At 41.1% G+C, this 12,070-nt stretch carries 11 protein-coding genes; 5 read left to right on the top strand and 6 right to left on the bottom strand.

Features of this window, described 5'->3' with window-relative positions; all coding sequences use genetic code 11:
• Nucleotides 1–828 precede the first annotated feature (828 nt).
• Together V7K76_RS18740 and galE are read left to right on the top strand one after the other, a co-directional pair.
• Nucleotides 829–2,235 (top strand): sugar transferase, encoded by a 1,407-nt coding sequence (locus tag V7K76_RS18740; protein ID WP_335029924.1) that lies wholly within the window; start codon nt 829–831, stop codon nt 2,233–2,235.
• Nucleotides 2,232–3,242, top strand: a complete 1,011-nt coding sequence (gene galE / locus V7K76_RS18735; protein WP_334779894.1) for a UDP-glucose 4-epimerase GalE — start codon at nt 2,232–2,234, stop codon at nt 3,240–3,242. Before V7K76_RS18740 ends, galE begins: the two co-directional genes overlap by 4 nt.
• A 45-nt stretch (nt 3,243–3,287) precedes the next feature.
• Here the strand turns inward: galE and V7K76_RS18730 are convergent, their stop codons facing one another.
• Nucleotides 3,288–3,425 (bottom strand): hypothetical protein, encoded by a 138-nt coding sequence (locus V7K76_RS18730; protein ID WP_442936205.1) that lies wholly within the window; start codon nt 3,423–3,425, stop codon nt 3,288–3,290.
• Between the two features lie 786 nt (nt 3,426–4,211).
• Here V7K76_RS18730 and V7K76_RS18725 point away from each other — a divergent pair.
• Nucleotides 4,212–5,462, top strand: coding sequence for an RNA-guided endonuclease InsQ/TnpB family protein (locus V7K76_RS18725; protein ID WP_334779895.1), 1,251 nt, complete (start codon nt 4,212–4,214; stop codon nt 5,460–5,462).
• A gap of 567 nt (nt 5,463–6,029) precedes the next feature.
• On the opposite strand, the gene V7K76_RS18720 is transcribed toward V7K76_RS18725, so the two are convergent.
• Entirely contained in the window at nt 6,030–6,275 is a 246-nt protein-coding gene (locus tag V7K76_RS18720; protein WP_334779896.1) for a hypothetical protein, read from the bottom strand.
• A gap of 1,133 nt (nt 6,276–7,408) precedes the next feature.
• Nucleotides 7,409–7,624 carry a gas vesicle structural protein GvpA gene (gene gvpA / locus V7K76_RS18715; protein ID WP_015080752.1) on the bottom strand — a complete coding sequence of 72 codons (216 nt, stop codon included), beginning with the start codon at nt 7,622–7,624 and terminating at the stop codon, nt 7,409–7,411.
• Nucleotides 7,625–8,073: 449 nt separating this feature from the next.
• Between gvpA and V7K76_RS18710 the strand changes: the two genes are divergently transcribed.
• Nucleotides 8,074–8,340, top strand: a complete 267-nt coding sequence (locus V7K76_RS18710; RefSeq protein ID WP_334779897.1) for a hypothetical protein — start codon at nt 8,074–8,076, stop codon at nt 8,338–8,340.
• A gap of 136 nt (nt 8,341–8,476) precedes the next feature.
• On the opposite strand, the gene V7K76_RS18705 is transcribed toward V7K76_RS18710, so the two are convergent.
• From V7K76_RS18705 to ruvC, 3 genes are all read right to left on the bottom strand, one after another.
• Nucleotides 8,477–9,082 carry a hypothetical protein gene (locus tag V7K76_RS18705; RefSeq protein ID WP_334779898.1) on the bottom strand — a complete coding sequence of 202 codons (606 nt, stop codon included), beginning with the start codon at nt 9,080–9,082 and terminating at the stop codon, nt 8,477–8,479.
• Nucleotides 9,083–9,396: 314 nt separating this feature from the next.
• Nucleotides 9,397–9,621 (bottom strand): hypothetical protein, encoded by a 225-nt coding sequence (locus V7K76_RS18700; RefSeq protein WP_334779899.1) that lies wholly within the window; start codon nt 9,619–9,621, stop codon nt 9,397–9,399.
• A 124-nt stretch (nt 9,622–9,745) separates the two neighbouring features.
• Entirely contained in the window at nt 9,746–10,237 is a 492-nt protein-coding gene (ruvC, locus tag V7K76_RS18695) for a crossover junction endodeoxyribonuclease RuvC (protein WP_292852093.1), read from the bottom strand.
• 415 nt (nt 10,238–10,652) lie between these two features.
• On the opposite strand from ruvC, the gene V7K76_RS18690 reads away from it, so the two are divergent.
• Complete coding sequence (locus V7K76_RS18690) at nt 10,653–12,065, top strand: gluconeogenesis factor YvcK family protein (protein ID WP_334951950.1); 1,413 nt, start codon at nt 10,653–10,655, stop codon at nt 12,063–12,065.
• Nucleotides 12,066–12,070: the final 5 nt, after the last annotated feature.

Raw genomic sequence — 12,070 nt, 5'->3', positions numbered from 1 at the left:
CTCTTGTGGGGTGGGCATCTTGCCCGCCTTATGGACTGGGCGGGCAAGATGCCCACCCCACAATATTGGATAATTTATTTCTTGGAGTTCCCTTAAACCTTTTAAATCATAGGTTTAAATAATTTAATTATCATCCCAAAATAAATATATTAATTGTAATGGTTAGGTAATTTCCACGTAGCTGATAGCTAAAATCAGGGTTATTAATAAAGGGAAAAGGTTCATAAATACTTAATCAAACAAACAAGACTATTTTTTTGATTAATCTCACAAAAGTTTGTTTTTTTAGGTGTTGAAACCAGGGTTTTATTTTCGATTACTGGTCTTGGAGTTTGCTGATGAGTTTCAAATTATCTTGAACTATTGAAATCTGATACTAAAACTTTCAGGATAATTATTGCTTGCATCCAATTTTTTTATGTCTCTACTGTACTGACTTTTCACGTCATGTGGAAAAGCTAACGATTGACCTAACCCCCTAGCCCCCTTCCCGAAACGGGAAGGGGGAAATTAAAAGTCTCTGACGCCACGTGCTTCAAGTCGGCATAGCCGCCCAACGCAGTGGCTCCTCCTTGTAGGCTACGGTGTACACACAAGTTATCGTATTACCCCACCCTAACCCTCCCCTTTATAAGGGGAGGGAACTAGATTTCTTTTTTCCCCAATACATCGGGGGATTAAGGGGGATAAAACCCGGATCTCAAAGTAACTCTGATTTGTATGTACACGGTAGCTCCTTGTAGGAGAGAGAAATAGAAGTGAGGTTTTCCAGATATCGTGAAAAGTCAGCTCTACTGTAATCTTTCTAATGTTTAGTAATGTACGTAAATGACTACTAATCTTGCTATTGCTATTGGCAAAAAAAACAAGAAGTTACACAATATCCTCCCTCTATTACTGTTATTAGGCGATATTGTAGGTTTATTGTTGGCTTTGTCTCTCTGTTTATGGTTGCGATCGCGTCAATATCTGAATGGTTTTGACCATTTTATTTATTTATTTATTTTCCTCGTTCTGGCCGGGCTGTATTTAGCAGATACTTATCATCCAGATAGTCAAATAGCAGGATTGCGCGCTCCATCTCGCATTTTGATTAGTAATGTTGTTGTTGGCCTCATTATTGCGTCTCTCATTTACCTTACTGGTGCTTGGGGGAAAGAATCGGTCTTGAAACGAGGAATTCTGCTTCCCTGCTTAGGCATATTTACCACCTGGACTATGGTATCAAGAATATGGGTAGCAAACTGGGCGCGATCGCAAGCTCAACAAAGCCGTTGGCTCATTTTGGGTGCAGGGAAAAAAGCCATTCTATTTGGCAAAACTTTTCTAGAACGCAGTTCATTAGGGCGCTTAGTTGTTCTAGTAACAGCAGAGCAGAACATTAATGAGTTAGTAAAAAGTAATCGAGTTTCTGTGGGGAGCCTCAATGACTTATCCCAATGGAGTCAACAATCTTGGTCAGGGGTAGTAGTAACAACCCCAATGGAATTATCTGATGCACAAATACAGCAGCTGATGCAGTTACGTTTATCTGGTGTCCCCATCTACGGGATTCCTGATATTTGTGAAATCTTGTGGTATAAACTTCCCTCATTCCTGCTTCAGGATAACTGGCTGGCTTTTGGTGCTGGTTTTAATTTAGCGGCTGACAGCGTTAGTCAAAAGCTCAAACGGTTATTAGACATTATTCTGGCATGGTCATTATTTCTGTTTTTATCTCCACTAATGTTGCTAACAGTACTAGCAATTAAGTTGGATAGTTCAGGCCCAGTGTTGTACACACAGATGCGGACTGGTTTGGAAGGAAAGCCCTTTAGAGTTTATAAATTCCGTTCCATGTATCAGGATGCCGAAAAACGGGGAGCGCAGTGGGCGAACGAACGAGACTCTCGGATTACCAAAGTAGGACGCTGGTTACGCCTGACTAGAATCGATGAACTACCACAGCTTTTAAACGTTCTCTGGGGAGAAATGAGCCTCATTGGCCCCCGTCCAGAACGGCCAGAATTTGATATCAAGCTGCGACAACAAATTCCCTACTATGACTTACGTTATGTCGTCAAACCCGGAATCACAGGCTGGGCACAGGTTATGTATCCCTACGGTGCATCAGTAGAGGATGCTTACGAGAAATTAGCTTACGACCTCTACTACATCAAAAATTATTCCCTAGCTTTGGATTTAGCGATCGTCTTTAAAACCATTCGAGTAGTATTACTAGGTAAAGGCAGATGAATAAAAAAGTCTTAGTCACTGGTGGAGCAGGATACATTGGCTCCCATGTAGTTCGTCAATTGGGCGAGGCTGGTTACGATGTTGTGGTGTATGACAACTGTTCTACAGGTTCACCCCAAGCAGTATTGCATGGTGAGTTAATTATTGGTGATTTAAAAGATTCAGAATCTCTCTACCAGGTATTTTGTCAGCATCAATTTACGGCAGTGTTACACTTTGCTGCCAGTTTGAATGTACCCGAATCTGTTTCTCATCCCTTAGACTATTACGCTAACAATACTCGCAACACCCTGAATTTACTCCGTTGTTGCAACAACATGGGTGTGAAGCAAATTATCTTTTCCAGTACAGCAGCTGTCTATGGACAACCAGAAACCAGTCCTGTCAATGAATCTACACCAACTGAACCGATTAACCCCTATGGGCGATCAAAACTTTCTTGTGAATGGCTGATTCGTGACTATGCAAACGCTTCTGATTTCCGTTACGTAATTTTACGATACTTTAATGTTGCCGGAGCCGAACCTGGTGGGCGATTGGGGCAGGTGTCAAAAAAAGTATCTCATTTAATTGGAGCTACCTGTGATGCTGCACTCAAACGCAGAATAGGAGTACAAATTTTTGGTACGGATTTTGCAACACCCGATGGAACGGCAATTAGAGACTATATACATGTTGAAGATCTAGCAACAGCACATCTGGATGCTTTGGCTTATCTACAGCAAGGTAACGAAAGCCAAATTCTCAATTGTGGTTATGGGCAAGGTTACAGTGTCCGTCAAGTTATCGAACGGGTTAAGGCTATTTCTGGGATAGATTTTCCGGTCATTGAAACAGAACGTCGCCCTGGCGATCCTGCTTGTGTGATAGCTAGTGCTGATAAAATCCGTAAATTACTGGGCTGGCAACCAAAATATAATGACTTAGATCAAATTGTCTACACTACCCTAGCCTGGGAAATGCAGAAGAAAGATTTGATCTTAAAATCACTAGCTGCGGTTGCGTAAACTGATCAATCTGTTCCAATAAATCGGGCAGCACCTCGCAATCAGCTACATCATTGTTACACTTACTAACGCCGCCAAAATTTCCCCACTTCCCTCATCACAGCCTAAATGCAACTTGCGCCATGTCCGAATGGCACGCTTGTAAAGCTCTAAGCTATGCAGAATAAGAGCTACAGCCTTCATGCTCACTCCCGCAGTCATGGTAAGTAGTTGAAGAAGAATTCAGAAGTCAGAATGGGCTAAACGCCCCGCTACCGCTAACAGGAGTCAGAATCAAGACGCTCGAAGACTCGCTAACGCTTCGCTATCAGTCGGGGATTCAGACCGGCGCAGGAATTGTTGCCCCACCAAATTGAAAATTTGGTGGGGGTGCAAAAACACCGATTATTCAGACGCGACGCTCGTGACGCTCGATGACTCGCTCTAAGCGAAGCCATGCCGTTGGCGGAGCCTCTCGTAGAGAAGGCTTTACGCTGCGCTATCCGCCAGTCGCACAGAAAACATTGCTGAATTCTGACTCCTGACTCCTGAATTCTGTTCGATAAAAAAATTAATTACACAATGTCGCAATGACTGTAATTAATTCTGTACGCTTACTTATGAGTCAGGCGATCGCCAATGCAGAGATAATGTTCAGTAGTCATCTGGTGAAAATGAATGTAGAGACGTAGCACTGCTACGTCTCTACAAGGATTCTGGATAACACATATTTAATTTCTGGAGATGTCTAGTAGTCATCACAGCCGCAAAACAAGTTCTATCAAAACTTAATTCTATTAAGCGAAAAATTTTACCTAAATCGGAGAGAAGGCTCCCGCCATAATCTGTGATTTGGCGGCGAGATGAATCGTGTTTGCGTTAAACTCAACATTCCACAACCATAACTGACTGAAAGTCAGTGAGGGAAGGGGAATAGTTGAGTTTTTCGCAAATCCATGTTATGATTACGCTATTAAGTTGAGCGTAAAAATGCTGGTATTTGAAGCAAAACTGGAAGGAACGAACGAGCAGTACGGAAAGCTGGATGAAGCTATCCGTACCGCTCGTTTTGTTCGTAACAGTTGCGTCCGATACTGGATGGACAATAAAGGCATTGGTAAATACGAGTTGAGCGCTTATTGTGCTGTGCTTGCTGCCAAGGAAGCTGATTTTCCTTATGCTGCCAAGCTGAACTCGATGGCAAGGCAAGCGAGCGCTGAAAGAGCTTGGGCTGCAATCGCTCGGTTCTTTGATAACTGCAAAAAAAATAAACCTGGGAAAAAGGGATTTCCAAAGTTTAAGAAGCACCAGACGCATGGTTCTGTTGAGTACAAAACCAGTGGGTGGAAACTTTCTGACGACCGTAGGTATATCACTTTCTCGGATGGGTTTAAAGCAGGAACATTTAAACTGTGGGGAACCAGTGACCTGCATTTCTACCAACTTAAACAGTTTAAAAGAGTGCGGGTTGTACGTCGTGCTGATGGCTATTATTGCCAGTTTTGTATTGACCATGAACGAGTTGAAAGACGAGAACCAACTGGTAAAACTATTGGTATCGATGTTGGCTTGAGCCACTTCTACACCGATAGTAATGGGGAGACAGTTGCAAATCCCCGGCATCTTCGCAAAAGCGAAAAGTCTTTGAGACGTTTGCAACGACGGATGTCTAAGACTAAAAAAGGTTCTCAAAACAGAATTAAGTTTAGAAATAAACTTGCGCGGAAACACCTCAAAGTAAGTCGCCAGCGTAAAGACTTTGCTGTTAAGACGGCAAGGTGCGTGGTGAGGTCTAACGACCTCGTGGCGTATGAAGATTTGATGGTGCGGAATATGGTGAAAAATCACCGCTTGGCTAAGTCGATTAGTGATGCTTCGTGGTCGCTGTTTCGTGAATGGGTTGAGTATTTTGGTAAAGTGTTTGGTGTTGTCACGGTTGCCGTTCCACCCCAGTACACTTCGCAGAATTGCTCTAATTGTGGCGAGGTTGTCAAAAAATCTCTTAGCACTAGAACTCATTCTTGTCCTCGTTGTGGGCATATTCAAGATCGGGATTGGAACGCAGCGCGGAACATATTAGAAAAAGGATTGAGTACGGCGGGTCACGTCGGAACTAACGCCTCTGGAGACATCGACCTCTGCGTGGATGGGGAAACTCCTCCAAGTAAGTCGGGTCGTGGAAAGAGGAAACCCAAAGAGCGATCTTTGGAATCCCCCACTATATTCGGTACTCCGAATTAGTGGTGGGAGGATGTCAATAGGCAAGAGTTTCAGTAGCTTTTACAGTTACAGCACTATCCAAGCCGTGTGCAAATACTTGCTGCCACTTAGATGTCATGTGACACCAGTAGACATCTCCGAAAAAGAATGTAGAGACGTAGCAGGGCTACGTCTCTACAAGGGTTCTGGGTAACGCATCTTTAATTTCTGGAGATGTCTAGTGAAAGCGAATTTGTATAGGGAGCATCCCAATTTTGCAAGAACATATTTGTCATTGCGTACTCCTTCGGAGAACCCGTTGGCGTAGCCTCTCCAAGAGTTGGGTATGAAGCGACAGCGTAGTGAACGCGAGTGCGTCTCCAAGAGTTGCAATCACAAGAGATGGGATTGCTTCTCTCCACTATGTTGCGCTCGCAATGACAATTTGTAACCTGAGTTCGATATAACTTGCACATTTGGGATGCTCCCATTTGTATATCTGCTAAACCTGCTTGACCCATTTTTTAGGCTTTGATGGGATTAGATAATAAAGTCAAGATTGCTTGTGCTAAAGCTTCTGGATCTTTTTCTGTGCCTTACTTTTAATTGCTAGGCTTCAAGCGGCCAGTCATCAGACAAGGAAGTACCAAAGTTTGATGGTACTAACTCCCAACCTTGAGCTAAAAGAACTTGCATAGTGTGATACCCCTTTGAGCCACCTTTAATTTCATAATCTGGTAAGCAATATTGGGGAAAACTTGTATATGGTTGCCAAGGGTCTAGAGGAGACAAACGCAGGTGAAGGATTTTCTGGTTAAATGGATGTGGCAAATGCCAGCACATTTGACTTTTCATTTTAACTTGTAACTAAAATTTCAGTAAATGGACAACCTTTGAGCTAACGAATGAGATTCACAACGAAAATAGATAACTACGAGGTTGGGCTAGGATTCATTAGTTATTCGCAATTAAACAAAAAACAGCTTTTTTGCTGTTATTTGTAGCGATAGTCATAGATTACGATGATGAAAAATAGCTTTTCGAGACAAAAAACTCAGAAAGTTGCAATTGGTAAATTGATATGCTATTCTAATTACATAGATTACCAAACCACAAGTTAATGCTTGTTAACTTCAAAAAGCAATATCAAAGAAAAACTTTAAAACTTGATAACTCAGTAACACTAAATCAATAGAGAGAATAGAATATCTAAACTTTTACACTAAAACTTATTGTTGAATTTGCCCCCTTTTCTGACCAGTTATTTAACTGCAAGATTAGGGGGTTTTACTATTTAATCTAGTTCGCCAACATATTACCAATTCTCTAAATTGAAGAAGAATTCAGAAGTCAGAATACTGAATTCTGACTCCTGACTCCTGAATTCTGTTTGATAAATCTACAAATCTACAGCAAGGATAAGGGAGAATGAACTGTAATTTAGAGAAAGGGTATTAACTCCCTTGGTCAGAGCGTTGACTAACAAATAAATGTGCGTGCCAAAAATGCTCACAAACAAATCCTGACAAAATTGATGCAGATATAGCCTGAGATTCTCCGCAATATTATTAAAATCATAAATAAACTACATTAACTGGACAATTAATATCCAGCTAATGTAGCTCAAACAATATCTGCTCTTGGCATTTTATCCTTTAGACATCTCCAGAAATTAAATATGCGTTACCCAGAACCCTTGTAGAGACGTAGCAGTGCTACGTCTCTACATTATTTTTCGGAGATGTCTTTTGATTAATCTTGATTGAGAAGTATCAAGATAATCGATGAAAAACAGAAGACTAATCAAAATCACTTCTACCAAGTCTCCATGAAGACATGCTGAGGTGCAAGTCCCTAAAAAACTGCAAAAAAACTGCAAAGACCGCAAAGAAAAACACAGAGATATGAGTTATCCAGAAAATTTGCCACAGAGGACTTCACAAAGAAATGGTTTGAGTAATTCTAATTTGATTGTATCTACTTAATAATTAAGCAGGTACAGCAGCTGACTGTGTTAAGCCTACAGCTTCTGCATACTTCAAGTAGGTTTCAACAGAAGCAATAACGATCCGAGCTTCGATTGCAAGTAATTCAATACCAACTAGAGAAACACGTACCCAAGCATCTATAACGATACCTTTGTCCAAGATACGGTCAATAACTTCTGCCAAGCTTGAAGAAGAATTGGTTTTTTCGACTGCCATGATTTTAGACCCTTAACTCATTGTTGATTTTTAGTATTTAGCTAGGCATTTGCCTTTGCTCTCTACTGAATCAAATTAAACATACGTTTTCAGGAATGTAAAGAGTTTACTTGTACAAAAAATCTAAGAAAGATGACTATTCAACAGCAATTGAGAGCTTTAATGTTGAATTTATGTTGATTTTATATCGGACTTAAATTAAACGGTAAGTTTTAATATTAAGCTCTGTTTGTTTTGTAATATTTAATGTATATTTTTTTGATTTTTGTCAGAGTTGAAATTATTTAAAAAATATATTTTTTTGATGCATAACTATACTTTAAAATCCTATTTTAAGTAAATACACCGCTATTTTTATCCATCGTTTTCAAATTAAGTGAGATTACAGTTACTAAAACCTTGGGTAAATAATATAGGATATTTTCAACAATTATCTTGGAACAAAAATCATGTCTATAGAAGCTACTTCTGATCTAATACGGCAGGAAGCATTAGCAGGCTTAACTGCTAGTTTAGTAAATCAAGGTCATCCACTTCAATATGCTCAAGTGATGGCAACTTCAATTATTTTTCAGACAGACCTAGATTTAAGAAATGCTCAGATGGCTCGTCTTTTAAATTGGTTGAAACAGGAACATGAAGATATCTATGCATCTTCTCTGGTTATAGTTGAAGGAACCCGTGAGGAGTTTGAACACCGAGTTCAAAAGGGTTGAGTCGAATGGCACGCTTGTAAGGCTCTAAGCTATACATAATAAGTATTAAGTCAATAGCAGGCTTATAAGGCACTTACCAGTAATAAAATGCCCTCTACGCCACCTCATTGATAAGGCAATACGGTTCACTTAAGGGTTATTGATGTAGAGACGCGATTTCTCGCGTCTCTACATCAGCATTTTGTTGCTCATTCTGAACTATCTCGTTTAGCTTCTGGTATTGATGATAATTATCAATGATGACAATATCGGTTTGTTCCGGCTTTGGCTTCTGCTTTCCAGGTACTTTCTCGGCTGCACAAAGAATTCCCGTTTCAGGATGGATATAGAAGCGATCGCGATGGTTTGTATCTAGCTGACTTCGATATCCTCGATAAGGCTTGCTATAAAAACCACCATCAATTATTTCTACATACCGTTCCACATAGTCCCACACATGATCGATAACATGCCGTCCGGCCATAGTGTTGGGGTCTAATCGTTGACACAGTTGGCTGTAAACGTCATTCCAAAGCTGTCCAACTTGCGATCGCAAAAACCGACGCAGGGGGCCAAGATGATCTGAAAGATGCTTGGATTTATTTATTGGTTTAATCAGGTAGGGATTCAATAATCCATCCTGAATTGCATCCTGGGTGATTTTGTATAATCGCTTCTTAAAGCCTGTCACCTTTTTGAGGCTAATTCTCATCCCACCGCGAGGACGCTCAATCACTATCTCGCTCAAACGATGTTCGCTCATATCTCACGTTATTTAAATGCAGTTGTACTAATTGAGTTGTGATTAAACATGAGTTAGATAACATCATTGAACTCACCTCTTTATTGAGTAAAGTATATATAAATACAATTCAAATAATTGAAATTCCGCACAAGTTAGCAAAGCAGTTTTCACAATTGCCTATACCAATTTGGCTACGCTCCCATCAAAGGGAGCGGCAGGAATCGAACCTGCGATCCGTTGCCGGATAGTGTGTAGGCTTTACAAGTTAGGGCGCGGAATTAAGTCTTAAATCATTCCGTACAAGTTCAAGAAGCTTTTTAAGACTAAATACTTTAACCATAGACAGCTTCAGGGCGGATAATCAAATCACCACTGGGGCGGCGATCGATTATATAAGCAGAAAGGCGATCGCTATTCACATCTAAATGGCGAGCAACCCGCTCTTTCACTGCTACATCATTCATCCCTGCTGCAATTCCTAGTTGTGTCTCTGGGAGATCAACAGAACGTCCTTCAAATCGAATTTGTTTTGCCTTTGAGGAGGCTTTTCTGTTCATACTACATTTGTAACACAAAGCTTACATAATGTCAACAGGATACTACGCATATTACCTGGAATTAAAACTCTTGTGGGGTGGGCATCTTGCCCGCCCTAGTTATGTAAATTAAAAGTACATTAGCTTACAACTGATACGAAGCCGTCAAAGCCACCGCCAACGCATCCGCAGCATCATCTGGCTTAGGAATCTCGTCTAAATCTAACTCCCGTGCCACCGCTTCTTGCACTTCCGACTTATCGGCATTGCCATAGCCTGTTAAAGCTTGTTTAATTTGAGCAGGAGTAAACTCTACGTAGGGAAGACGACGCTGCCCCAACACTAAAATAACTATACCCCGCGCTTGTGCAACCAGGATTGTACTTGACATCCGATAAAAGAATAGTTTCTCGATCGCAACCAAGTCTGGTTGAAATTCCTCCATTACGGTGTGTAAGTCATCGAATAAGGTACATAGGCGCTGTCCCATTTCTACATCTGCTGACGTTTTAATTACTCCAAAATCCAGCATATTTACTGTAGTCTCTGGTATTTTATTGGGATTTTGTGTGCAGCTAATTGCTCCAAATCCTAAAATTGCCAATCCTGGATCTAATCCTAAAATTCGTTTTTCCATTAAATTCACTTTTACCAAGCCAGGATATTTTTTACAGTACTTTTCAAGTAATTAAACTACACCACTTCTTGCTCAGTCTCTCAGATGTGGTCTAAATATCCGAAAAATGCTCTCACTAGGAATACTGGCAATCTTGATGTACCTATTTTAGATTTTAGATTTTAGATGATTTCGGTTCATGCCCCGCCCGAAGTCAAGCGGAACAAATCCAAAATTGTCAATCTCAAATCACCAAGCCCTGTACCCTTGTGGTCAGGGTCAATCCAAAATTGCAAATCTAAAATCCAAAATTATTTGACCACTTATTCTTAGTCTAATGGGATTGACAAATATAATAGTTTCACGCCTATGGTTTTAAACCAAGTGGTGTACGTTTTCTGTTAATTATTGTTTGTAGCACTGCTCCGAATCAGGTATGTCAATTGGTTTTCTGAGACAAGCCCTCAACGCCCTGCAAAAGCAGTCGCGCTCTCGTACTTCCTATCGGGTTAACCAGTGGTTCAAATGGTTATCCCCTGGACTATCGATAAAACGTTGGTTGTTGATTAGTGTTGGGGGTGTACTGCTGGCAAGTTTGGGGTTAGCTATCTGGATTAAGCTGACTCCAATTTTTTTGATGATTGAGTTGATTAAGGATTTCTTGGGAGTAATCACTAACATCTTACCCAACTATATCAGTGGCCCTTTGGTGCTGCTTGGTGGCTTGCTGTTAGTACTTTGGGGACAAACTCGCACCGTAAGCTCAATTACTAAGGTACTGAGAGCAGAAGGCGGAGAAGAACTCATTGATGTTTTGATGGCTCATCGTCGATTGTACCGAGGCCCAAAAATAGTGGTAATTGGTGGTGGTACGGGACTTTCTACATTGTTGAGAGGGTTGAAAACCTACAGCGCTAATATTACTGCAATTGTCACTGTCGCCGATGATGGCGGATCTTCTGGGCGGTTGCGCCAAGAATTTGGAGTGCTACCACCGGGGGATATTCGCAATTGTTTGGCTGCACTAGCCGATGAAGAGAAGTTATTAACAGAATTGTTTCAATACCGTTTTCGGGCTGGAGATGGGTTAACGGGTCACAGTTTTGGCAATTTGTTTTTAACGGCTATGAGTGATATTACTGGAGATTTAGAACAAGCAGTTGCAGCTAGTTCTAAAGTGCTAGCAGTGCGAGGACAAGTACTACCAGCAACTCTCAGTGATGTTCGCCTCTGGGCAGAATTAGCCGATGGCCGCCGTATTGATGGGGAGTCTAGCATTCCCAAAGCAGGCGGTAAAATTGTCAAAATTGGCTGTATTCCAGCTAATCCTCCGGCGGTACCAGCAGCAATTAAGGCACTTAAAGAAGCTGATTACATTATTATTGGCCCAGGTAGCCTTTATACAAGTTTGATTCCTAATTTATTAGTACCAGAAATTGCCGATGCGATCGCTCAAACAGATGCCCCCCGTATTTATATCTGCAATATAATGACTCAACCAGGAGAAACTGAAGGTTACACTGTTGCTGACCATATCAGAGCAATTGATGCTGCTTGTGGGGAAAGACGGCTATTCGATGCTGTCCTAATACACAAAAAATCCCCCTCAGAGCAATCACTCATTCGTTACGCCCAACAAAACTCCCATCCCGTTTTTCTGGATAGAGAAGCTGTAACTCAGCTAGGGCGAAGAATTGTTCCAGCTAATGTTTTATATGAAGATGAAACAGGTTTTGTACGTCACAATCCACAGAAACTAGCACGAGTGTTATTGCGGTGGTACGGTAGAGGTCAGCCCGTTCGGGGAATTCAAAATTCAAAATTCAAAATTAAGGAAGATGACCAATGACTAAT

Source organism: Nostoc sp., from assembly GCF_036917975.1.
Classification (GTDB): domain Bacteria; phylum Cyanobacteriota; class Cyanobacteriia; order Cyanobacteriales; family Nostocaceae; genus Nostoc.
Note: the sequence above shows the minus strand (reverse complement) of the source record. Positions and strands in the feature narration are given on the sequence as shown.

Excerpts from the sequence above, each read along its gene's own strand:
- V7K76_RS18690 (WP_334951950.1), top strand. The coding sequence starts at position 10,653 with ATGTCAATTGGTTTTCTGAGACAAGCCCTCAACGCCCTGCAAAAGCAG.
- V7K76_RS18720 (WP_334779896.1), bottom strand. The coding sequence starts at position 6,275 with ATGAAAAGTCAAATGTGCTGGCATTTGCCACATCCATTTAACCAGAAA.
- V7K76_RS18730 (WP_442936205.1), bottom strand. The coding sequence starts at position 3,425 with ATGAAGGCTGTAGCTCTTATTCTGCATAGCTTAGAGCTTTACAAGCGT.
- V7K76_RS18700 (WP_334779899.1), bottom strand. The coding sequence starts at position 9,621 with ATGAACAGAAAAGCCTCCTCAAAGGCAAAACAAATTCGATTTGAAGGA.
- ruvC (WP_292852093.1), bottom strand. The coding sequence starts at position 10,237 with ATGGAAAAACGAATTTTAGGATTAGATCCAGGATTGGCAATTTTAGGA.
- V7K76_RS18725 (WP_334779895.1), top strand. The coding sequence starts at position 4,212 with ATGCTGGTATTTGAAGCAAAACTGGAAGGAACGAACGAGCAGTACGGA.
- V7K76_RS18710 (WP_334779897.1), top strand. The coding sequence starts at position 8,074 with ATGTCTATAGAAGCTACTTCTGATCTAATACGGCAGGAAGCATTAGCA.
- galE (WP_334779894.1), top strand. The coding sequence starts at position 2,232 with ATGAATAAAAAAGTCTTAGTCACTGGTGGAGCAGGATACATTGGCTCC.
- V7K76_RS18740 (WP_335029924.1), top strand. The coding sequence starts at position 829 with ATGACTACTAATCTTGCTATTGCTATTGGCAAAAAAAACAAGAAGTTA.
- gvpA (WP_015080752.1), bottom strand. The coding sequence starts at position 7,624 with ATGGCAGTCGAAAAAACCAATTCTTCTTCAAGCTTGGCAGAAGTTATT.
- V7K76_RS18705 (WP_334779898.1), bottom strand. The coding sequence starts at position 9,082 with ATGAGCGAACATCGTTTGAGCGAGATAGTGATTGAGCGTCCTCGCGGT.